A 23,413-nucleotide genomic window follows, 5' to 3' on the forward strand; every position below is an offset into this window, starting at 1 on the left:
ACCTGTCCCGCAGCCCTGAAACCTTGTTCGAACGTCCTAGAACTCAATCCCGCAGAACGAAACCGGCCCGGATCGCTCAAAGGATTGAGCGATCCGGGCCGGCGTCACAGCAGGAAACTAACTCGTCGGTTCGAACGACTCCGCGATGATCTCCGCCTGTTCCACCGCGTGGACCTTGCTGGACCCCGAGGACGGGGCCGACATGGCTCGGCGGGAGATGCGGCGCAGCTTCGTGTTGGCGAAGCGGGCGGGGAGGGTTTCGGGGAGGTTGAGGCCGAAGAAGGGCCAGGCGCCCTGGTTGGCCGGTTCCTCCTGGACCCACGCCAGATCGGTGGCGTTGGGGTAGCCCTCCAGGGCCTCGTTCAGGCGGCGGACGGGCAGCGGGTAGAGCTGCTCGATTCGCACGATGGCGATGTCTTCGCGCTTCTGCTTGGCCTTTTCGGCGGCCAGCTCGTAGTAGAGCTTGCCGCTGGTCAGCAGGACGCGCTTGACCTTGCCGCGGTCGCCGACGCCCTGCTCGTAGGCGGGTTCGTCGAAGACGGAGCGGAACTTGCTCTCGGTGAAGTCCTTCAGGTCCGAGACCACGGCCTTGTTGCGCAGCATCGACTTCGGGGTGAAGACGATCAGCGGGCGGCGGATGCCGTCGAGTGCGTGGCGGCGCAGCAGGTGGAAGTAGTTGGCCGGGGTGGACGGCACCGCGACGGTCATCGAGCCCTCCGCGCACAGCTGGAGGAAGCGCTCGATGCGGCCGGAGGTGTGGTCCGGGCCCTGGCCCTCGTGGCCGTGCGGTAGCAGCAGCACGACGTCGGAGAGCTGGCCCCACTTGGCCTCACCGGAGGAGATGAACTCGTCGATGATCGACTGCGCGCCGTTGACGAAGTCACCGAACTGCGCTTCCCACAACACCAGCGCATTGGGGTTGCCCAGCGAGTAGCCGTATTCGAAGCCGACGGCGGCGAACTCGCTCAGCGCCGAGTCGTGCACGGCGAACCAGCCGGGGTTCTCGCTGCCGATGTTGTGCAGCGGGGTGTACTCGTCGGCGGTCTTGCGGTCGATGATCACCGCGTGACGCTGGGTGAAGGTGCCGCGACGGGAGTCCTGACCGGTCAGGCGCACCGCGCGGCCCTCGTCGATCAGCGTGCCGAACGCGAGCAGCTCGGCGAAGGCCCAGTCGACCTTGCCCTCGTAGGCCATCTCGCGGCGCTTCTCCAGCACCGGCTTGACGCGCGGGTGCACGTTGAAGCCGTCGGGCACGTTGAGGAACGCGTCGCCGATGCGCTGCAGGATGGACTTGTCCACAGCCGTCACCACGGAGGCGGGCACCGGCTGGTCGCCTTCGACCGATTCGCTCGGCCCCGGCGAGTATTTCTCCAGCTCGCGGACCTCGTTGAACACCCGCTCCAGCTGGCCCTGGTAGTCGCGCAGGGCGTCCTCGGCCTCTTTCAGCGAGATGTCGCCACGGCCGATCAGGCTCTCGGTGTACGCCTTGCGGACCGAGCGCTTGGTGTCGATGACGTCGTACATGTACGGCTGGGTCATCGACGGGTCGTCGCCCTCGTTGTGGCCGCGACGGCGGTAGCAGATCATGTCGATGACGACGTCCTTGCGGAACTTCTGCCGGAAGTCGACCGCCAGACGCGCCACCCAGTCGCAGGCCTCCGGGTCGTCGCCGTTGACGTGGAAGATCGGCGCGCCGATGAACTTCGCGATGTCGGTGGAGTACTCGGTGGAGCGGCTGTTCTCCGGAGCGGTGGTGAAGCCGATCTGGTTGTTCACCACGATGTGGATCGTGCCGCCGACCCGGTAGCCGCGCAGGCCGCCCAGGTTCAGCGTCTCGGCGACCACGCCCTGACCGGCGAACGCGGCGTCGCCGTGCAGCATGAGCGGCACGACGGAGAAGCCCTCCGGGCCGTCGCCCTTGTCCAGCAGGTCCTGCTTGGCGCGGACCAGGCCCTCGAGGACCGGGTCCACCGCCTCCAGGTGCGAGGGGTTGGCGGTGAGCGAGACCTCGATCTCGTTGTCGCCGAACATCTGCAGGTAGGTGCCCTGCGCGCCGAGGTGGTACTTCACGTCACCGGAGCCGTGGGTGGCGGCCGGGTTCATGTTGCCCTCGAACTCGGTGAAGATCTTCGAGTAGGGCTTGCCGACGATGTTGGCCAGCACGTTGAGCCGGCCGCGGTGCGGCATGCCGATGACGACCTCGTCGAGGCTGTGCTCGGCGCACTGGTCGATGACGGCGTCCATCATCGGGATGACGGCCTCGGCGCCCTCCAGCGAGAAGCGCTTCTGCCCGACGTACTTGGTCTGCAGGAAGGTCTCGAACGCCTCGGCCGCGTTGAGCCGGTTCAGGATGTACTTCTGCTGCGCGACCGTCGGCTTCGCGTGCTTCTGCTCGACCCGGTCCTGGATCCAGCGCAGCTGCTCCACGTCCAGGATGTGCGTGTACTCCACGCCGACGTGGCGGCAGTAGGCGTCGCGCAGAACGGACAGCACGTCGCGCAGCTTCATCCGCTCCTGGCCGTGGAAGCCCGCCACGTTGAACGTGCGGTCCAGATCCCACAGGGTCAGGCCGTGCTGGGTGACGTCCAGGTCCGGGTGGCTGCGGAACTTGTCCTTGACCAGGCGCAGCGGATCGGTGTCGGCCATCAGGTGGCCGCGGTTGCGGTAGGCCGCGATCATCTCCAGCACGCGCGCGCTCTTGTCGACGCCGCGCTCGCGGACGTCCTTGCGCCAGCGGACCGGCTCGTACGGTACGCCGAGACCGTGGAAGATCTCGTCGTAGAACTCGTCGGCGATCAGCAGCTGGTGGATGGTGCGCAGGAAGTCGCCCGACTCCGCGCCCTGGATGATGCGGTGGTCATAGGTGGAGGTGAGCGTCATCAGCTTGCCGACGCCCAGATCGGCGATGCGCTCGTCGCTCATGCCCTGGAACTCGGCGGGGTACTCCATCGCGCCCGCGCCGATGATCGCGCCCTGACCGTTCATCAGGCGCGGCACCGAGTGCACGGTGCCGATGGTGCCCGGGTTGGTCAGCGAGATGGTGACGCCGGAGAAGTCCTCGGCGGTGAGCTTGCCGTCGCGGGCGCGGCGGACGATGTCCTCGTAAGCGGTGTGGAACTGCCCGAAGGTCATCGCCTCGCAACCCTTGATGGCCGCGACGACCAGCGACCGGCTGCCGTCCTTGCCGGGCAGGTCGATGGCCAGGCCGAGGTTGGTGTGCGCGGGGGTGACCGCGTTCGGCTTGCCGTCGATCTCGGCGTAGTGCCGATTCATGTTCGGGAACGCCTTGACCGCCTGCACGATGGCGTAGCCGAGCAGGTGGGTGAAGGAGATCTTGCCGCCCCGGGTGCGGGCGAGGTGGTTGTTGATGACCAAGCGGTTGTCGATCATCAGCTTGGCCGGAATGGCGCGCACGCTGGTGGCGGTGGGGATGCTCAGCGAGGCGGACATGTTCTTCGCCACCGCGGCGGCGGCGCCGCGCAGCACCTTGGACTCGTCGGCGGCGGTGTCGGCCTGCTTCGGGCCGGAGGTCGGCGCGGCGTTCGACGTCGGCGCCGGGGTCGTCTGCGGAGCGCGCGTGGTCACCGCGGCCGGTTTGGCGGCGGCCGGGGCGGGCTTGGCGGCGGCCGGTGCGGGCGCTTTCGGGGCCGCGGGGCTGGCGTCGTTGCGCTTGGCGGCGGGCTTGGCGGCCGCTGGAGCCGGGGCGGGAGCGGCAGCCTGCGCGGGCGCGGGGGCGGGCTGGCTGTTGCCGGTGTCGCCACTCGTGTCAGGCGTGTAGTCGGCCAGGAACTCGTGCCAGCTCTCGTCGACCGAGGATGGATCCTGTTTGAACTTCTGATACATCTCGTCGACTAACCACTGGTTCTGTCCGAACTGGGAAGTTGAGCTGCTCACAGCAGGTGTTCGCCTCATTTCGTTCTTCGCGCTGCGACGTTTGTGACGTGCCCGGCACGGGGATCAGCGGATTGCGCGCCGATGCGCCCTATCTGAGGATAGGCCCAGCAGCAAATCGGCGGATTCACTGACCACCCGACACCCCCGACCCTATTGGTGACGACCCGTCGTCACCCGAGAATATTCCCTCCGACGCCGCTGCCACTGCCCATAGCCGGGCATACGGTCCGCCCGCCGCGAGCAGCTCGGCGTGCGGGCCGAATTCCACGATCCGCCCGTGGTCGACCACGGCGATCCGGTCGGCGCGAGCGGCCGTGCCGAGCCGGTGCGCGACGATCACCGTGGTGCGGTCCCGGGTCAGCGATCGGCTCGCTGCCAGCACCGACGCCTCGGTATCCGGGTCCAGGGTGGCGGTGGCCTCATCGAGCAGCAGCAAGTCCGGAGCGACCAGTTCGGCGCGGGCGAGCGCGATCAGTTGCCGTTGCCCGGCCGACAGGCCGCGGCCGCGCTCGCCGACCGGCTGGTGCATCCCGAGCGGGAGCGCGGCGATCATCTCCGCCGCACCCACCGCCGCGGCTGCCGCGGCGATCTCCTCCGGGGTCGCGGATGGTTTCCCGAATGCAATGTTGCTCGCCACGTCCCCGGTGAACAGGTGAGCTTCCTGGGGGACGATGCCCAGCCGCGCGCGGTAGTCGGCGAGGCGGTAGTCGCGCACATCGGCGCCGTCCACCCGGATCGCGCCGGGGGCCACCGGATCCGCCGAGGCTCCGTTCTTCGCCACGGCGGCGGGCCCGCGCCGCGTGCGACCGCCCGGATCGGGCGGCAGGTCGTACAGCCGGGCCAGCAGCTTGACCACGGTCGACTTTCCGGCCCCGGTCGGCCCGACCAGGGCGAGGGTGGAACCCGCTGGTATGCGCAGCGAGACGCCGTCCAGCGCCGGAATGTGACTGCCCGCGTAGTGGAAGCGAACGTCATCGAACGCCACCTCGCCGCGCAGCCTCGCCCCGATGGGCACCGGGTCGGCCGGATCGGCGGCGATCGAGGAGGGCGTGCGCAGCAGGTCCCCGATCCGGCGCAGGCCGACCCTGGCCTGCTGGTAGCTGTCGAAGACCTGGGACAACTGCAGGATCGGCACGAACAGCAGCTCCAGATACAGCACGAACGCGATCAGGGTTCCCGCGCTGGTCGCACCGGAGGCGACATCACGCGCACCGAAGAACACCACCGCCGCCAACGCGACATCGGCCCATCCCACGACGAACGCGAAGTACAGCGCGATCGCCCGCTGGGCGCGCAACCGGCTGTTGCGGTAGCGCTGCGAGTATTCCGCGAAGCGACGGGCGGCCCGCGGCTCGTGCCGATTGGCCTGCACCGCCCGCAAACCGGTGACGTTCTCCTGGAAGTCGGCGTTGACCGCGGACACGTGCTCGCGCGACACGGTGTAGGCGGTGGAGGAAACCCGGCGGAACAGCACCGTCGCGATCAACAGGGCGGGCACCGTCGCCAGCACGACGAGAGCCAGGGAGACGTCGATGACCAGCAACGCCACCGTGATGCCGACCAGCGTCAGCAGGCCGACCAGGGTGGTGGCGACTCCGGTCTGCAGGAAGGTCGACAGCGCGTCGACGTCGGTGGTCATCCGCGTCATGATCCGCCCGGACAGTTCCCGTTCGTAGTAGTCCAGGCCGAGCCGTTGCAGATGCGCGAAGCTGCGGACGCGCAGGGCGAACAGCACCCGTTCCCCGGTGCGCGCGGTGAGCAGCGTGGTGGCCGCGCCGACCGCCCAGCCCGCCGCGGCCAGAACCGTGCCGAGCAGCGTCGCGCGGACCAGCGCTGCGGCGTCGCCGCCGAGCACGCCGCCGTCGATCGCGTAGCGCACCAGCGGCGGGAAGGCGATCGCGATTGCCGCGTCCGCGGCCAGCAGCGCCATCACGGTCAGCACCAACCGGCGGACGGGGCGCAGCAGGCGGGCGAGCCGGAAACGCGGATCCGGCTCGCGCAGCCGCTGCGCGTCCATGCCCGGCTGCTCGGTGGCGGGTGGCAGGAGTTCGATAGTGCGGCGCAGCTCGGGGGTCTCGCTGATATCGGCCGCCGCGCTGCCGAAGCGGCGACCGGCGGAGCTGTCCGGCGCTCGCCCCTTGGCGGCCGGGGCCGCGTCCACGTGCGGCTCGGGCGCGAGGTGCCCGGCCGGTGCGGGCAACCGGATCACGCGATCGGCGTGGGCCAGCGTGGATTCCCGATGCGCGAGGATCAGCGTGGTCCGTCCGCCGCGGTCGGGTAGCGCGTCGAAGATCGCGGCCTCGGTCACCGCGTCCACGGCGGAGGTTGCGTCGTCGAGCACCAGGATGCGCGGGCGGGCCAACAGCGTCCTGGCCAGCGCGATCCGCTGGCGCTGGCCGCCGGAGAGGGTGAGGCCGCGCTCGCCGACCACCGTGTCGTAGCCGTCGGGCAGCTCGGTGATGAACTCGTCGGCCGCGGCCTGGACGGCGGCCTGCCTGATCTCCTCGTCGGTGGCCTCCGGCCGCCCCAGCGCGATATTGGCCGCGATGGTGTCGGAGAACAGGAACGGATCGTCGAAGACGACGCCGATCGCGGCCCGCAGGTCGGCGGCGCGCACGTCGGCGATGTCGACGCCCGTGGTTTCGGCGGAACTGGTCCCGGCAGGCGAACTTGCGCGCGCGAACGCGTCGCTCGCGCCCGCGTGCGCCGGGGCGCCGGTGAACAGCCGGATGCTGCCCGCGTCCGGTGCGTAGAACCGGGGGAGCAGCAGGGCGAGGGTGGACTTGCCCGAGCCCGCCGGACCGATGACCGCCACCGTCTCGCCGGGCCGCACGCGCAGGTCCAGTTCGCGCAGTACGGGACGGTCGGGATCGAAACCGAACGTCAAGGCGTCGATCTCGATGCCGAGCGGTCCGTCCGGCAGCTCCGCGGGCCGCTCGGGGTCGGCGATGACCGGCGCGGTGTCGATCACTTGGAAGACCCGCTCGGCCGCCGCCCTGGTCAGCTGGGCCATGACGATCACCGAGGAGAGGATCCGCGCGGTGCCGGTCATCACGGCGACATAGGCGGCGAACGCGACGAAGGTGCCGATGCCGATGCTGCCGTGCAGTGCGAGCAGGCCGCCGAGCGCGATCACCGCGACCATCCCCAGCTGCGGGATCGTCGCGACGGTCGGCGCGAATCCGGCGTCGATCCGCGCGGCGCGCATCCGCTCCGCGAACAGCTTGCGACCGTGCCGCTCCAGCAGATCGACCATCCGCGCTTCCTGACCGAAGCCCTTGACCACCCGCACGCCGGTGACCGTCTCCTCGACGTGCTGAGCGAGATCGGCGGCGCGCTGCTGCGCCGACCAGGTCGCCGCGTGCAGGCGCGGCCGCATCCGGTAGACGACCAGGCCGATCGCGGGCACCACCAGCAGCGCGACGGCGGCCAGCGGCGGAGACAGCCAGGTCATGACCGCGGCGGCGAGCCCGAATTCCAGCAGCGCCATACCGGACAGGGGCACCATCGCCAGCAGACCTTGGACCAACTGGAGATCGGTGATCGATCGGGACACCACCTGCCCGGTGCGCAGCGTGTCCTGTCCGACGCCGTCGAGCCGTTGCAATGCGCCGAGCAGGTGCACCCGCAACGAGTGCTGCACGTCCAGGGACAGCCGCCCGGCCAGCCAGCGCCGCCCGAATCCGGCCGCGGATCGGCTGACGGCCAGGACGACGATCAGCCAGGCGACGGCGCTGATCGCCGCCACATCACCGATCCCCGCCGCGTCGACGGCCCGTTTGGTCAGCAGCGGCCCCGCGGTCTCGACGATCGCGCCGCCGAGCACCGCCGCCGCGAGCCCGGCGAGCACCGCGCGGTGCGGTAGGCATTCGGCCCACAGCCTGCGTATCCAGCCCGGTCTGCTTCCCCCGTCCACGTCGTGCGCTCGCCCCCTTTGTCGTACCGCGTTCGTCATCGACGGTACCGACACCGACCGACAAGCCGTTGTTCCCTACCGGCCGTTCATCACAGGTCGCGGGTGCGCAGGCTCCACCAGCTCGCGGCGCCGAGCCCGATGTTCCACAGCAGAAGGACCACGACGGCGGCCGGTGCGGGGGCGAGCACGTCGCTGTCGGGATAGGAGCCGACCGCCACCGTGCCGACGGTGGCGGAGACGGGCAGCACGGTGACGACACCCGGGATGCCGAGACCACGCGCGATCAGCCAGATCAGCGGTTCGGCGAGCACGATCCAGCCCAGCAGCAGCGACACCGCCCTGGTCGAGGACCGCAGCAGGATGCCCGCGCTCGCGCCGATCAGCGACCAGCAGACCGCCGCGAGCAGCCCGCCGCCGAGCACCGCGAAGAACTCCCCGGTGACGGCGAATTTGCTCCGCCCGGCGCCGAACAGCGCGGCGACCGACACCAGTTCGACAGCGACCGCAGCCGCCAGCGCGCAGCATCCGATGACCAGGAACTTCGCGGCCGCGAGCCGATCGCGGTCGCCGCTGAACAGTGTGGTCACGGCCATGCTGTGATACCGGTACTCCGCCCCGGTCGCCACCGCGCCGAAGACGGCGGCCGCCAGCACGACCAGCGCCAGGCCCACGTAGAGCCCGATCGTCGCAGCGCCCGTGGCCGGTTGGCCGCGCGGATCCGGCGGTCCGGCCAGGCTCGCCGACACCAGGCTCGCGAACAGTGCCACGGCGAGCAGCGCGGCGGCGAGCGTCCGTCCGCGCGGCATCGTGACGACCTTGCGCACCTCGGAGTTGACGTTCGGCACCAGGTCCGCGGGCAGGATGGCGATCATCGTGGGATTCCGTAGGGCATCGGCGAGGGTGGCTGGGCGCCGGGCGCGGCGAGGCCCGGATAGTGCGGCGCGGGCGCGGCGGTGGGCTTGGTCAGCGACGCCAGCACGCGGTCGGGGTGGATCGGGTCGGGCACGATGCTATCGATTCGCACCTGCGCCGCGGTGGCCGCCGTTCTGATCTGCGCTTCGGTCGCCTCGGCGACGGCGAGGCGACCGTCCGGCCGGATCACCGCGTCGGTGAATCCGCGAGCCGCGAGCATGGTCGCCAACGCGATCGGGGTGGACGCGGCGACGACCAGCCGGTCCGGATGCCCGCGCCGCAACCGCGCCGGCGTGCCCTGGTACACCACCGCGCCTTCGTTCAGCACGACCAACTGGTCCGCGGCGGGCAGGACGGCGCCGAGACTCTCGCTGGTCAACAGGACGCTGCCGCCGCGACGGGTATGCCTGCGCAGGAAGTCCTGCAGCCAGCCGCGTTCTGCGGTGTCCAGCCCCTCCATCGGCTCATCGAGCACCAGCAGCGGGGGATCGCCGAGCAACGCGGTGGCCAGGGCCAGCCTGGTCTGCTGCCCGATCGACAGAACGCCGATCTTCGTCGAGGCGTGTTCGTCCAGGCCCACCAGCTCGAGCGCCTCGGTCACCCGGCTGTCGGCGACGCGCGCCGCGGCGGCGTAGATCCAGAGGTGATCTCGTGCGGTGTGGGCCGGATGCAGGCCGCGTGGCGCGAGAACGCCGCCGATCACAGCCGCGGAGCCCGCGCCGTCCCGCCGGGAACCGGGCCCGCCGACGGACGCGGTTCCGGCGGTGGGAACGAGCAGCCCGAGCAGCACCCGCAGAATCGTGGTCTTGCCCGCGCCGCGCGGACCCACCAGCGCGGCGACGGTGCCGGAGGGCACGGTGAAGCTGACGTCCGTCAGCGCGGTCGCCAGCTCGTACCGCTTGGTCAGGCCACGGACCGCGAACGCGATCGGCCGCGTCCCGCTCATCGTGGCGTGGCCGGCGGGCGCGGCTTCGCCGGGTCGATCGCGGTGAGCGGTTCGGCATCGATGACCAGGTGCCCGGGCCAGGTGGCGGGCGGAGGCCCGAATGCCTTGCGCGCGTTGGTGATCGTGGCCTTGCCCAGCGCCCGGTTGCCCGCGCCGCCGATCACGGCGCCGATGCCGGCGGGCAGCACCTTGCCCGCCATCAGAGCGGCGCGCTTGGTGATGAACCGGACGATGAACCGCTTCAGCAGCGAGTCGTTCATGCTCGACAGTCCGGGGATGCGGTTGGCGAAGGCCGTGCCCCAGTTCTTCGCGGAGCTGCCGACGCTCTTCTGCACGATCTGCATGCCGCTCTCGCCCAGCACGACCGCCAGCACCAGCGCCCTGCGTTGCTCCTGGTCCTCCGGGGTGATGCCGTGCACCGAGGCCACCGCCAGGGTGAACACCGCGGAGGCCTCCATGAAGAAGGTGGTCTCCGCGCTCACCGCCGCGATGGCCGCGACGGTGCCGACGCCGGGGAAGGCGGCGGTCGCGCCCACCGCGCTGCCGCTGCCGGTCACCGCGAGCAGGTACTGCTTCTCCAGCCGCTCGATGATCTGCGCTGGGCTTTCCTCCGGATGGGAGCGGCGGATTCGGTCCACGTATTTGGCGACCGCGGGGGCCTGCAGGCGGGACCCGGTGTCGAGCAGCTCGACCACCGTCTTCTCGAACGCGCCTTTGAGCATCGGCGGCATCCTCCTCTTCCGGTCTGCTGGGTAGAACTGTATGGCACCGGTTGCCGTCAGCTCGTCATGACAACGAAGTACCCAGCCGCATCGGTTCCACCGGCGGCTGCCGCGCTTTCGACCCGGACGGGGCGCTGCTACTCGGGGGCGTGGATCGCGGGCACGCGTTCGCCCAACGGCGGAGGGGGCGGCGGGGTTCCGTCGCCGAACGGCATGCCGCCCAGCGCCTCCCGGCCGTGCGGGGTCAGCCAGTTCGACAGATCGGGGCCCTTGGGAACTATCCCGGTGGGGTTGATGTCCCGGTGCACGACGTAGTAGTGCGTCTTGATCTGCCCGAAGTCGATGGTGTCGCCGAATCCGGGGGTCTGGTACAGATCGCGCGCGTACGCCCACAGCACCGGCATCTCGGTGAGCTTGGACCGGTTGCACTTGAAGTGGCCGTGGTACACCGCGTCGAACCGGACCAGCGTGGTGAACAGCCGCACGTCGGCCTCGGTGATGGTGTCGCCGACCAGATACCGTTGCGCGGCAAGGCGTTCGGACAGCCAGTCCAAGCGGCGGAAGAGCCGGTCGTAGGCGGCGTCGTAGGCGTCCTGCGCCCCGGCGAACCCGCAGCGGTAGACGCCGTTGTTGACGTCGCGGAACACCGCGAGGTTCACCTCGTCGATCTCGGCGCGCAGCGGCTCGGGGTACAGCTGTGGCGCGCCGGGCCGGTGATGCTCGGTCCATTCGGTGGAGAAGTCGAGGGTGATCTGCGCGTAGTCGTTGGTGACGACCTGCCCGGTTGGCACGTCCACGACGGCGGGCACGGTGATGCCCCGCGGGTAGTCCGGGAACCGGGCCAGATAGGCGTCGCGCAACCGGGGGATGCCGAGCACCGGGTCGACGCCGCCGGGGTCCAGATCGAAGGTCCAGCTGAGCTTGTCGTGCGTGGGTCCGCACAGGCCGAGGGAGAGCACCGGTTCGAGCCCGAGCAGACGGCGCACGATCAGCGTCCGGTTGGCCCACGGGCAGGCGCGGGCCGCGACCAGCCGATAGCGCCCCGGCTCGACCGGGTAGCCGTCGCGGCCGTCGGCCGTGATCCGGGTGGTGATGTAGTTCGTGTCCCTCTTGAACTCGCCGGGCTCGACGTAGGAACCGCTTGCACTGGCCGACTTGGTCACATCGACAGTCTTCCAGATCGACCTCGTACGCTGACCGGATGAGTGAAACGAAGGCCACCCGCCTGGAACGCGACTTCACCGACGGCGGGGCGGAGGTGGCGACCCTCACGCTCGCCCACCCGCCGCTCAACCTCTTCGACCGGTCGATGCTGGACGCGCTGATCGCCGACATCGCCGAGCTGTCGGCGCGGCCGCCGCGCGCCCTGCTGCTGCGCGCGGAGGGCAAGGTGGTGTCCGGCGGCGTCGACGTGCACGTCTTCGACGGCTTGACCCCGGAGCAGGGCGCCGAATTGTGGCGCACGTTGTTCGCGCAGATCATCCATCCGCTGGAGGCGCTGCCGTGCCCGGTGGTGTTCGCCGCGCACGGGCTGACCCTGACCGCCGCCTTCGAGATCGCCCTCGCCTGCGACATCCTGCTCGCGGCGCCGAAGGCGAAGTTCGGGTTGGTGGAGATCGTGGTCGGGCTGACCCCGTCGATGGGCGGCCCGCAGCGTCTGGCCGAACGCGCGGGCTCGGGCCGGGCCCGCGAGTTCGTGATGACCGGCGATCTCTACGACGCGGCGACCATGGCCGAGTGGGGCGTGGTCAACGCCGTGCACGAGGACGTCGACGCCGCGGCGCGCGCACTGACCCACCGGCTGGCCGAGGGACCGACGAAGGCCAACGCGGCGACCAAGAAGATCATCGAGGCGTGGCGTTCCGGCGGTGTGGCACACGCGGATTCGGTGACGCCCGAGGTGTCCGGGGTGTTGTTCGACACCGAGGACCTGAAGGGCGGGGTGCGCAGTTTCCTCGAGCAGGGTCCGGGGAAGGCTCGCTACGCGGGCCGGTGACAGCTGGGACACGTTCATCGCCTATTCCAGCGAAGTTGTGACATGCGTCATATAGTCGCAGTGCCTGATACCTCGAGGCACGCGGAGGACGAATGTCGCAGTTGCTCGTCGAATATCCCCTCACCGGCCCGCACGTCTGGGACAACCCGCTAGCCCGCGGCGCCGACGGAGTGCTGCGCTACGGAAACCTCACGCCCGCGCTGACCGAACTGCTGGATCTGCAAGTGCACGCCTTCGGTACCCGCGAAGCCGTGGTCGAGGTCGGCGGCCCGCGCCTGACCTACCGGGAGCTGTGGCATTCGGCCTCCCGGATCGCGGGCGGCTTGCAGGAGCACGGGATCGGATACGGCGACCGGGTCGCCGTTCACATGCCTTCCGGCGTCCGGTGGGTGCAGGCATTCCTCGGCGCCTTGCTCAGCGGTGCGGTGCCCGTGCTGGTGCACGACGGGCTGCCCGACGCGGTGGCCGAGCGCGTGATCGCCGACAGCCGTGCCGATTTCGTGCTCGGCCACCAGGGCGCCGAGACCGAACTGCCCGACGGGGCCGCCTACATCGATGACGGCGCGGCGCTGGGCGACCTGGCGCTGCTGTCCTACACGAGCGGGACGTGCACGCCCAAAGGGGTGGAGCTGACCAACGAGAATCTGCTCTCCGCCGTGCGCTCGGTGGTCGCGGCGCTCGACCTGCCGACCGACGGCCTGCGCAACCTGGTGCTCCTGCCGTTGGCGCACGCCAGCGGCTGCGTCGACCAGCTGTTGCCGACCTTCGCCGTCGGCGGCACCGTGGTCCTCACCCGGGACACCCGCGGCATGGCCGAGGCCATCACCGCCGAGCGGATCGACATGGTCTCCGCGACTCCGCGGATCTTCGCGGGCCTGCTGCCCGAACTCGCGGAACTGCGCGCCGAGGGGCTGTGCACCGAGGGCATCGCGCGGATCAGCAAGGCCGGTCACCGGGCCGAACGCGCCGCGTCGCCGGTCGCTCCGGTCGACCTGACGGCCGAACTGCGCGGCGTGTTCCCCGCGGCCCGGCAGTGGTCGGTGTGGGGTGCGACCGAGACCAGCGGCATCGGTCTTGCGGTGGACGACGCCGAGCAGGAAGACTCGCCCGACGCGACAGGGGTGCTCGGATTCCCGTTCGGCGGAACGGAATTGGCGCTCTGGGGCCCGCGCGCGCGGGCGGGGCACGGTGAGTTGCTGTGTCGCGGGCCGAACGTCACGCCGCGCTACTGGAACGATCCCACCACGACCGCGGCGCGATTCACCGGAACGTGGTTCCACACCGGCGATCAGGTGACGATCGATGCCGACGGTTTGGTGCGCAGGGGCGCGGTGCCCGCCGAATGACGCGGTCTCACTCCAGCATTCGATCGCGCAGTCGCGCCAGGAGAGCGGGCGTCAGCCCGATGGCGGCGAGATAGCCGTCCAGGTCGCCGTGCAACTCGCGCATCGACGCGGTGGCGATGTCCAGGTATTCGTCGCGCACGCCGAGCAGGTCGATCGAGAGTTCCTCACCGGCCAGCAGTTTCGTCGTCATGAGGGCGCGCAGCGCCGGGACGGCGCCGTTGCTGAGCAGGTAGTCGGCCTGGACGTCGGCCTCGATGACGCCCACCGCGCGCAGCAGCGTCGCGACGGCCCAGCCGGTGCGGTCCTTGCCCGCCGCGCAGTGCACCAGCACGGCGCCTTCGCCACGCAGGATGGACTCGGCGAGCGAGGCGATGGCGGCGTGCGCCTCCGGCAGCGCCGGGAACATCCGGTAGACCTCGAGCATGTGCGCGTAGGCGGTCCGCGCGGTCGCCTCGTGCGGCGGCGCCTCGGCCATCCTGGAGTCGAACGGCGTGATGGTCAGCCGGACGTCCGCGGGCAGCCGGTCGGCGCCGATATGGTCGATCTCGCGCTGTCCGCGCAGGTCGTGGACGACGCTGACGCCCAGTTCGCGCAGCCCGGCATGGCCCGCGTCATCCAGGCCGCTGAGCTGAGCCGAGCGCAGCAGGACGCCGGGGCGGACCTTGGCGCCATCGTGGGTGCGCAGCCCGCCGGTGTCGCGGAAGTTGAACGTGCCGGAGAGGAAGTACTGGTCGGCGGGGGGCGAGAGAGTCACCGATCCAGGCTATCCGCCGGGCGGAGCGAAGAGGTGTCGATAGCGGATCGGACCTCGAACGACAGGCTGACCGATTTGGGCGGTTTCGCTGTGGTATTTGCCACACGATTTGGGTTGCCGCCCACCTGAACCGTACCGTTGTCCATGGTCTGTCGAGCGGCGCAGCGTCGTCGAGATCCACCGTCATAGCGGGATTTCCGGGCGACACGGCTGGATCGCATACCGGTCCCGGTTGGGTAACAAAACATTCTTTCAGTCTGGAATTACCCATCGAACCCGTTCTCAAACCCCGAAAACGCTCTACCATTGATGAACGTTGGACCGGGCAGCCGAGGTGTTTCCCGATGTTGCCCGCCCTGTTCAGCGAGTCGCGCCAACGGAGGTGCGCGAGTTCTTTCGCCGAGGGAGTCGTCGTTGAGCGCACGTGGAGAAGTAATAACAGATATCCGGCTACGACCCGCCGTCACGGATGCGGTCGAAGCGGCGGCCGCCACGCTCGACTACAAGGGCCTGCGCGCGCTGCGGGTGTTGCTGCACGCCGGGGTCAGTGCCTACTGGCCGCTGGTCAAGGCCACTCCGGGTAAGCAGATCAGGTCGTACGAGAGGACCTTGGAGGCGCTGCGCGCGCGCTGGGAGGTCAGGGCCGGTTGCTTCCCTGATCCGATCGCGACGGAGTTCTACCGTGAGAAGGACGCGGAGGTCACCGCGTTCCTGAAACTGTGCGCCGAGCGGTCGGGGACGCAGTGGCTGGAGCCGGTGGAGGCGATCGCCTGCAACGTCGTCTCGATCGTGCAGGGCACGGTCCTGCGCTGGCTGGCGGATTGCAACGACGAGACCATGTTGGTGGTGCTCGACGAGATGGTCAGCGGACTGGCCACCAAGGCCGCGGAGATCTGACAAATACTGGACGTTTGACCAACTTGGTGGTTGAGTTGTCCTGGTGACCGAGACGTCGCCGATCGCGGGGCTGCACGCGGCCACCGCCGACCTGGATCCGCCGCTGGCCGCCCTCGACCTGCCCACTGTGCGCGCGAACGCCGCCGACCTGGTGCGCCGCGCTGCCGGCACCCCGGTGCGTGTGGCCAGCAAATCCGTGCGCTGCCGCGCAGTGCTCGCCGAAGTCCTCGGCGCCGATCTCACCGCTTCGGGCGGTTTCGCGGGCATCATGTCCTATTCCTTGCGGGAAGCCCTCTGGCTCGTGCGCCACGGGGCGCGCGACGTGCTGCTCGGGTATCCCAGCGTGGACCGTGCGGCACTGGCGGAACTGGCCGCCGACGACATCGCGCTGCGATCGATCACGCTGATGATCGACGATGCCGCGCAACTCGACCTGATCCGCGCCGCCGTCGGCACCGACCGGGTCCGGCCACGGGTCTGCCTGGACGTGGACGCGTCGCTGCGCATCGGCCCCCTGCACCTCGGCGTGCGCCGTTCTCCGGTACGCACGCCGCAGCAGGCCGCCGCCCTGGCGGGCGAGGCGCTGCGGCGTGGTTTCGACGTGGTGGGCGTGATGACCTACGAGGCGCAGATCGCGGGACTGCCGGACACCAATCTCGCGGTGCGCTTGGTGAAGCGGGCGTCCGCGGCGGAGATCCGCAAGCGCCGGGCCGAGGTGCTCGACGCGGTCCGGTCCGTGACCGGCGAGCTGGCGATCGTCAACAGCGGCGGCAGCGGATCCATCGAGGTCAGCGTCGCCGATCCGGACGTCACCGAGGTGACCGCCGGGTCCGGTCTGTACGTGCCCACGCTGTTCGACGGGTACCGGTCGTTCACCCCGCGGCCCGCGCTGTATTTCGCGCTTCCCGTGCTGCGCAGACCCGCGTCCGATATCGCCACCGTCTTCGCGGGCGGCTACATCGCGTCCGGCCCCACCGGAGCGTCGCGGGCGCCCAAGCCGGTGTGGCCGCGCGGGATGAAGCTGCTCGGCACCGAGGGCGCGGGCGAAGTGCAGACCCCGCTGTCGGGCGGCGCGTCACTCCGGGTCGGCGACCGGGTGTGGTTTCGGCACGCGAAGGCCGGCGAATTGTGCGAGCGGTTCGACACCGTGCACCTGGTCGACGAGGACGGTTCCCGCGTCGGCGTGCCGACCTATCGCGGCGAGGGCGTCTGCTTCGGCTGACCGGCGTCGGTCAGCCGGAGGAACGCCCCGAGATCGGCGAGTTCGTCCGTGCTCGCGGGCAGATACTCGGTGAGCAGTGGTGAGCGGATGACGATCGCCTTCCACATGGCGCGGCACAGCGCGTGCACCACGCCGCGCGACAGCAGCGACGGCATGCCGTAGGGAGCGTCGGCGGGGCTCGAGGTCGTCATGGACAGCAACACCACCGCCGCCTCCCGGCCGCGGAATCGATCCGGCGTGCCCACCAGCACGTCCTCGATCTTGGCGCGGCCCAGCAGCGTCCGGATGCGCCCCACCTGGGCCGCGTACGGCGCGACCACGAAGATGTCGTGCGGGTGCAGCCTGCGCGTGGTCGCGCCGATCGTCCAGGACATGCCGAGCAGGGCGCGGACCCGGCGCACCACCTCGCGCGCCTCCGCGGGCGACTCGGTGGCGTTGCCGTAATGGTCCACCAGGACGGTGTCCACTCCGGGCTGCTCGCCGTCCAGCCGCCGGGCCAGCGTGACCGTCTCGTTGGCCCGCAGGCGGCCGTCGTAGTACAGCCGGGAGACCGGCTCGCAGACCGCCGGGTGCATCCGCCAGGTGCGGTCCAGGAAGTAGCCGCGTTCGATGGGCAGCGTCTGACGTCCCGCGGCCAGCCAGCCGAGCACCGACTCGCCCACCGGGGCCGGGTGGGCGCCGCGCGCGCTCGACGCCACCGGATCGCCGAGCAGCAGCAGATTGCGCGCGCTCGCCGCGACGGACACGGCCTCGGCCAGCGGGAAACGGCCGGCGTCGGCGATCACGAGCAGGTCCAGGCCCGCGCGCGGCACCGAATTCTCGTCCGCGAAATCGGCCGGGACGCCGCCGAGCACGCACCCGCTGATCGCGTTGTCCAGAAATCGCGGGTAGCGGGCGGCGTCGATCACCAACCACTCCGGGGCGAGCGTCGCCGCGTCCTTCTTGGCGACCAGTTCCGGCAGGACGCCCGCCCGCACCACCGCGTCGAGCAGGTTCTCCACGGTGGCGGATTCCCGCGCGACAACGCCGATGCGCCACTTGTTCCGCGTGATGAGCCGCTCCAGCACGCGGGCGGCGGTCGGGGTCTTCCCGGTGCCCGGCGGGCCCTGCACGGCGACGTAGGAGTGGTCCAGAGCGCACAGCGCGGCTGTGATCGCCGCGGCGTAGTCGCCGTGCACCTCGGGCAACCGGGCGTCGCCGTGCAGCCGGGGCGGGCGCCGCGCCAGGATGTCGAAGACGGCCGCCCGCGGCGTGTCCGGCAAGGTCATCAGCAATTGCTGCGCCGCGAACTCGATGGCCGCTGCGGCGTTCTCGTCCCACTCCGGCAGGCCGGGCGCGATCGCGGACGGCAGTTCGTCGTAGGGTTCGCACCCTTCGGGCAGCGATTCCTCCAGCCGGACGGTGTCGTCGAATTCGGCGTCCACCGAGCAGCCGAGAACCGTGGCCGTCGCGGTGGCCCGCAGGCCCGGAGCGGTGACCATTCCCGCCGGCATCGGCTGGTCGTAGAAGGTGTAGACGGTGGTACCGGGAGTGAGCGCGCTCGCGCCCGGAGCGCCGCTCGGACCGGTGCCGATCCGGCCGGTCAGGGTCAGGTAGCGCCGCATCGCCGGGCGATCGGGGCGGCGATGCCACTTGGTGTCGACCGTGCCCCAGTCGGCGACCAGGACTCCTGGCGCGTCGGCCCATTCGTCCACCGGATGGCTGAGCCGGTCGGCGTGCGCCCACCACAACGGCTGCCGTTCACGGCGATGGTAGCCGAGCGCGGCGGCCGTCAGCGCGGCGGGATGCAGCGAATCACCTTGCGCGGCGGCGTATTCGGCGAGCGCGGCCTCCAGCGACGACGGCCGGGACGACGGCGGCGGTGCGGCCGCGCCGGGGATCGCCGCGGTGTATCCGGCCGCCGCGGGCAGCGTCCGCGCGGCGACGCGCTGCTCGGCCGCGCGATCGAGCAGCCAATCGCGCAGCCGCAGCACGGTACCGCAATCGTGTTCGGCGGAGGTATCGGCAGGGCCGGGAAGCAGTCGGCGCAGCCCGCTGAGCCGGTAGGAGGATTCGCCGACGAGCAGCGCGCCGCGCACGATCGGATACAGATCGACCAGAACGCCTCCGCACAGCAGTTCGTCCACCAGCTCCTCGTTGACGCCGTGCCGTCCGGTGCAGCGCAGCAGCGCCGTGCGCACCGCGGCGGAGTAGTGGTAGACGTGCAGGTCCGGATAGATCCGGCGGCGCTGGGTCAGATAGTCGAGCACCTGCTCGAGCACGCGGCGTTCCGCGGCCGCGGCGTGCCGGGGGTCGCTCGAATCGATCGGCCCGCGCAGCGAGAGATGCACCGTGTCCGGGCCGCCGACCTCCACGACGAGCGGAGCGCGGCCGCCGCCCGCGATGGTGAGCGAGAGGTCACCGGGGGACGGCGCGGGCAGCGCTCCGAGCGCGGCCGCGTCGAGCAGGGCATACGTGGGTGTTCCGGAAAACTCGCGCCGCAGTTGGAGTTCCGCCTGGCGGCGCAGCGCGGAGACCGTCCGCGGCGGCACGCCGGGCACCGCGGCATCGGTGGTGGCCAGCCGGTCGATGGTGGTCACTCCCGCTTCGCGCAACCGGGCGCGGGCGGCGGACGGCATGCCTGCCACGAGCAGGAGGTCGCGCGCGGCGGACAGGGCGTCGGTGCAGGTCCGGCAGCGGCCGCAGGCCAGATAACGGGGGTCGCCCCACTGCACGGGCAGCAGTTCACCGAGCTTCTCGTCCACGATCCGCTCCACCCGCCGCCTACGCGCCCGATACAACGGAAGCAACTCGCTCAGCGCCCGGGCGCTGCTCTGCGGGCCCCGGTGCAGCCGGACCAGCGGTGCGGTGAGCGCGCCCGAGCGGTCGAGGGCCTCGGCGCAGGCGGCGAGTTCGAGCGCGGCGGCGACCCGGTCCGCCGTCGTGGGCGCGATGCCGTGCACGGTGTAGCGGACCCGATGTTCCGCCCGTACCAGGAAGTCGGCGCCACAGTGGAATCGGCCGTCGAAGAAGGACGCGCCGTGCACCACGTGGGCGCCGGAGCGCAAAGCGGTGACCGTTTCGGCGTGCGCGGCGGTCAGTGCCGCGGCATACCGGCCGGGATCGCTCGGATCGTCCGGCGGCCGATCGATCTCGACCACCGCGCCGCCGAACCGCGTGCGGTAATCGTCGAGCAGGCGTCGCCGGACGTCATCGGTTCCCCGCGCGGGCTCGTCTCCCGGTGCGGTGCTGCGGGTTTCGGCCGGGATGGTACCGAGTTCGGCGTCGAGGGCGCGCAACAACGCGAACTCGCAGTGCGCCGCGCGGACGAGATCGACGGTGCTGCAGACGACACGATCACCGAACACGAACAAACGCGGCCCTCCTGTGTCTTCGCGGGACACCCGCTGCCGGCGTGCGCCGAATTACACACGGACCGCAACACTGTAGCTAGCGCGCCTGACCTCGGCCTACCCTCCCCGGCTCAGGACCGTGGCTTACGGCGCTCCGGCCGCTTGCCGCTTTCGCGCTCCCGGCGCTGGCCGCGGCTGAACGTGCGATGCTGCGGCGCGCCCTGATCCAGTTGCAACTGGATGAGCACACCACTGATCCGCGTGCGCCGCAACGCCTCCAGCGTCTCCTCCGGCAGCTGGGCGGGCAGTTCCACCAGGCTGTGGTCGGGACGGATGCTGATGTGCCCGAAGTCGCTGCGGCGCAGGCCGCCTTCGTTGGCGATGGCGCCGACGATCGCGCCGGGCACCACGCGATGGCGCTTGCCCACGCTGATCCGGTAGGTCGCCAGCTCGGTTCCGGTGGCGCGGTGGTGGGAACCGCCGACCGGTTCGTCGAAACGCCGGGCGGGCCGCTCGCGCGGGGTCCGGTCGCGTTGCGGGCGCTCCACCGGCTCCGGCTCGGGCTCCATGAAGAAGTTGTCGCCGTCGTAGGAGCCCACCGCCAGCGCCGCGGCGATGTCGGCCAGCGGGATGTTGTGCTCGCGCTCGTAGTCCTCGATCAGCTTGCGGAACAGCGGCAGGTTCGCCGAGGTGAGGTTCTCGGTGATGGCGTCGCCGAACTTCGTCACGCGCTGGGCGTTGACGTCCTCCACGCTGGGCAGCTGCATCTCGGTCAGCGGGTGGCGGGTGGCCCGCTCGATCGACTTGAGCAGGTGCCGCTCGCGCGGCGCGACGAACAGCAGCGCCTCGCCGCTGCGCCCGGCCCGGCCGGTGCGGCCGATGCGGTGCACGTAGGACTCGGTGTCGTGCGGGATGTCGTAGTTGACCACGTGCGAGATGCGGTCCACGTCCAGCCCGCGCGCGGCCACGTCGGTGGCGACCAAAATGTCCAAGGCGCCGGACTTGAGCTGGCCGATGGTGCGTTCGCGCTGGTTCTGCGCGATGTCGCCGTTGATCGCGGCGGCGGAGAAGCCCCTGGCGCGCAGCTTCTCGGCGAGTTCCTCGGTGGCCTGCTTGGTGCGGACGAAGATGATCATCGCCTCGAACGACTCCACCTCGAGCACCCGGGTGAGCGCGTCCAGCTTGCGCTGATGCGACACCAATACCCAGCGCTGGGAGATGTTGGTGGCCGTCGAGGTCTTGGCCTTGACCGTGATCTCCACCGGATCGTGCAGGTACTGCTTGGAGATCTTGCGGATCGCGGCGGGCATGGTCGCCGAGAACAGCGCCACCTGCTTGTCCGACGGAGTGTCGGCGAGGATGCGCTCGACGTCCTCCTGGAAGCCCATCTTGAGCATCTCGTCGGCCTCGTCCAGCACCAGATACTGCAGCTGCGACAGGTCGAGCGTGCCCTTCTCCAAGTGATCGATCACCCGGCCCGGAGTGCCGACCACGACGTGCGCACCGCGGCGCAGGCCCGACAGCTGCACGCCGTAGCTCTGTCCGCCGTAGATGGGCAGCACATGCAGCCCCGGGATGTGCGCGGCGTAGCGGCCGAACGCCTCGGCGACCTGGATCGCGAGCTCTCGGGTCGGGGCGAGCACGAGGGCGCGCGGAGTGCGGCCGGTGGCTTCGAGCCCCATCAGGATCGGAATGGCGAACGCGGCGGTCTTGCCGGTGCCGGTCTGCGCGAGACCGACGACGTCGGCGCCGGAGAGCAGCGGGGGAATCGTCGCGGCCTGAATAGGCGACGGCGATTCGTAACCGACGTCGGCGATGGCCGCGAGGATGCGGTCATCGATCCCCAGATCGGCGAAAGACGGGCCGTCGGTGTCCCTGTCGTTGTCGCCAGAAACGCTGTCGACCTGATTGGTGCTCATTGACCAGGAGTTTACTGCCTCGTGCTGGTCGTCCCGGCCACCGCCCCAATACCGTGAGACCTATGCAACTGGACAACTCGCCCGCGCATCGCGATGTGACGCCGGATCAGCTGGACGTTGCGGTCGTCCAGTTCGCCCCGTCGACCGACCCCGCGGCGAACCTCGCGACCGTGCGCGAGCACGTCCGCACGGCCCGCGAGCGCGGGGCGCGCGTGGTCGTCGCACCGGAATACTCGATGTTTGCCGTGACCCGGCTCGACGAGCGGGTCGTCGCCGTCGCCGAGCCGCTGACCGGCCCATTCGTCACCGGCCTCGGGGCGATCGCGCGCGAGTTCGGCGTGTTCCTGGTCGCCGGAACGGTGGAGCAGGTCGCTCCCGGTGGCGACCGCATCCGCAACACCCTGGTCGTGCTCGGCCCAGACGGCGCCCTCGTCACGCGCTACCGGAAGGTCCACCTCTACGACGCCTTCGGCCACCTCGAATCCGACGTGGTCGAACCGGGCGTGATCGAAGCCCCGGCGACCTTCACGGTCGGCGATGTGACATTCGGCATGCAGACCTGTTTCGATCTGCGCTTCCCGGAAGGTGCGCGCCGGGTCGCCGCGGCAGGCGCGCAAGTGCTGCTGCTGCCCGCCCAGTGGATACCCGGCCCGGCCAAGGTCGACCAGTGGACCACGCTGGTCCGGGCGCGTGCCATCGAGAACACCGTCTACGTCGCCGCCGCCGATCAGGCCGCTCCCCGGGGCGCGGGCGCGTCGATGATCGTGGACCCGGCAGGCGCGGTACTCGCCGAACTCGGCGACGAGCCCGGTGTGCTGACCGCCGGAATCGACCTGGCCTACCTGAGCAAGGTGCGCACCGCCAACCCGAGCCTCGCGTTGCGTCGATTCTCGATCACCGAGCGCGGACCGGAGTAGCGTTCGGAATCGATGGTCTACACCGATCGGACCTCGGCCGGTCACGCGCTGGGTGCGCATCTCGAACACCTACGCGCGGCGAATCCGCTGGTGCTCGGGCTGCCGCGCGGTGGAGTGCCGGTGGCCGCCGCGGTGCGCGAGGTGATCGGCGGTGACCTCGACATCCTGCTGGTCCGCAAACTGGGCGTGCCCTGGCAACCGGAACTCGCGCTGGGCGCCGTCGGCGAGGACGGGGTTCGGGTGCTGAATCCGGATGTGCTGGCGCACACCGGGCTGACGCCGAAGAAGGTCGACTCGATCGAGGCGCGCGAGCGCGCCGAACTGGAGCGGCGCAGGCAGGTGTTGCGCGGTTCGGCGCGGCCGATTCCGCTGGAAGGGCGCACCGTGGTGATCGTCGACGACGGCATGGCGACCGGCGCCACGGTCGTGGTCGCCTGCCGGGTCGCGCGGCTGCACCGGCCCGCGCGCGTCGTCGTCGCCGTGCCGGTCTCCTCCACGGAGGCGATGCGCCGGGTCGCCGACGAGGCCGACGAGGCGGTCTGCCCGTGGGTGCCGCGCTCGCTCGGCGGCGTCGGCGGCGCGTACCGGGACTTCCATCAGTTGGAGGACGCCGAGGTCACCGCGTTGCTGTGCTGACAGT

General features: G+C 70.6%; 15 protein-coding genes. 6 read left to right on the plus strand and 9 right to left on the minus strand.

Annotated features, from left to right (window positions below; all coding sequences use genetic code 11):
- Positions 1–117 precede the first annotated feature (117 nt).
- The 6 genes from QMG86_RS04305 to QMG86_RS04330 all read right to left on the minus strand — a co-directional run bounded on the left by QMG86_RS04305 (position 118) and on the right by QMG86_RS04330 (position 11,553).
- Positions 118–3,843, minus strand: coding sequence for a multifunctional oxoglutarate decarboxylase/oxoglutarate dehydrogenase thiamine pyrophosphate-binding subunit/dihydrolipoyllysine-residue succinyltransferase subunit (locus QMG86_RS04305; protein WP_434085668.1), 3,726 nt, complete (start codon positions 3,841–3,843; stop codon positions 118–120).
- Positions 3,844–4,018: 175 nt separating this feature from the next.
- Positions 4,019–7,849 carry an ABC transporter ATP-binding protein gene (locus QMG86_RS04310; RefSeq protein WP_281877814.1) on the minus strand — a complete coding sequence of 1,277 codons (3,831 nt, stop codon included), beginning with the start codon at positions 7,847–7,849 and terminating at the stop codon, positions 4,019–4,021.
- Between the two features lie 50 nt (positions 7,850–7,899).
- On the minus strand, positions 7,900–8,682 hold the full coding sequence (locus QMG86_RS04315) for an ABC transporter permease (protein ID WP_281877815.1): 783 nt from the start codon (positions 8,680–8,682) through the stop codon (positions 7,900–7,902).
- A complete protein-coding gene (locus QMG86_RS04320; protein WP_281877816.1) occupies positions 8,679–9,668 on the minus strand; it encodes an ABC transporter ATP-binding protein in 990 nt (329 codons plus the stop codon). The genes QMG86_RS04315 and QMG86_RS04320 overlap by 4 nt, the downstream gene beginning before the upstream one ends.
- Positions 9,665–10,390, minus strand: a complete 726-nt coding sequence (locus QMG86_RS04325) for a hypothetical protein (protein ID WP_281877817.1) — start codon at positions 10,388–10,390, stop codon at positions 9,665–9,667. The genes QMG86_RS04320 and QMG86_RS04325 overlap by 4 nt, the downstream gene beginning before the upstream one ends.
- A gap of 137 nt (positions 10,391–10,527) precedes the next feature.
- Positions 10,528–11,553: a glutathione S-transferase family protein gene (locus QMG86_RS04330; protein WP_281877818.1), complete on the minus strand. Its 1,026-nt coding sequence runs from the start codon at positions 11,551–11,553 to the stop codon at positions 10,528–10,530.
- Between the two features lie 38 nt (positions 11,554–11,591).
- Here QMG86_RS04330 and QMG86_RS04335 point away from each other — a divergent pair, with 38 nt between their 5' ends.
- Positions 11,592–12,386 (plus strand): enoyl-CoA hydratase/isomerase family protein, encoded by a 795-nt coding sequence (locus tag QMG86_RS04335; RefSeq protein WP_281877819.1) that lies wholly within the window; start codon positions 11,592–11,594, stop codon positions 12,384–12,386.
- Between the two features lie 92 nt (positions 12,387–12,478).
- Entirely contained in the window at positions 12,479–13,732 is a 1,254-nt protein-coding gene (locus tag QMG86_RS04340; RefSeq protein ID WP_281877820.1) for a class I adenylate-forming enzyme family protein, read from the plus strand.
- A gap of 7 nt (positions 13,733–13,739) precedes the next feature.
- On the opposite strand, the gene QMG86_RS04345 is transcribed toward QMG86_RS04340, so the two are convergent.
- On the minus strand, positions 13,740–14,486 hold the full coding sequence (locus QMG86_RS04345; RefSeq protein ID WP_281877821.1) for a tyrosine-protein phosphatase: 747 nt from the start codon (positions 14,484–14,486) through the stop codon (positions 13,740–13,742).
- 414 nt (positions 14,487–14,900) lie between these two features.
- On the opposite strand from QMG86_RS04345, the gene QMG86_RS04350 reads away from it, so the two are divergent.
- Positions 14,901–15,383: a TetR family transcriptional regulator gene (locus QMG86_RS04350; protein ID WP_281877822.1), complete on the plus strand. Its 483-nt coding sequence runs from the start codon at positions 14,901–14,903 to the stop codon at positions 15,381–15,383.
- A gap of 43 nt (positions 15,384–15,426) precedes the next feature.
- Entirely contained in the window at positions 15,427–16,605 is a 1,179-nt protein-coding gene (locus tag QMG86_RS04355; RefSeq protein ID WP_281877823.1) for an alanine racemase, read from the plus strand.
- Here QMG86_RS04355 and QMG86_RS04360 read toward each other — a convergent pair.
- Together QMG86_RS04360 and QMG86_RS04365 are read right to left on the minus strand one after the other, a co-directional pair.
- Entirely contained in the window at positions 16,575–19,952 is a 3,378-nt protein-coding gene (locus QMG86_RS04360; protein WP_281880767.1) for an AAA domain-containing protein, read from the minus strand. The genes QMG86_RS04355 and QMG86_RS04360 overlap by 31 nt on opposite strands.
- A gap of 116 nt (positions 19,953–20,068) precedes the next feature.
- Entirely contained in the window at positions 20,069–21,856 is a 1,788-nt protein-coding gene (locus QMG86_RS04365; protein WP_281877824.1) for a DEAD/DEAH box helicase, read from the minus strand.
- A 62-nt stretch (positions 21,857–21,918) separates the two neighbouring features.
- Here QMG86_RS04365 and QMG86_RS04370 point away from each other — a divergent pair, with 62 nt between their 5' ends.
- Both QMG86_RS04370 and QMG86_RS04375 read left to right on the plus strand, forming a co-directional pair.
- Positions 21,919–22,773, plus strand: a complete 855-nt coding sequence (locus tag QMG86_RS04370; protein ID WP_281877825.1) for a carbon-nitrogen hydrolase family protein — start codon at positions 21,919–21,921, stop codon at positions 22,771–22,773.
- Between the two features lie 12 nt (positions 22,774–22,785).
- The gene (locus tag QMG86_RS04375; protein ID WP_281877826.1) at positions 22,786–23,409 is read left to right on the plus strand and encodes a phosphoribosyltransferase; all 624 of its coding nucleotides are present in this window, start codon (positions 22,786–22,788) and stop codon (positions 23,407–23,409) included.
- Positions 23,410–23,413 lie beyond the last annotated feature (4 nt).

The sequence above is a fragment of the Nocardia sputorum genome (assembly GCF_027924405.1).
Classification (GTDB): Bacteria; Actinomycetota; Actinomycetes; order Mycobacteriales; family Mycobacteriaceae; genus Nocardia; species Nocardia sputorum.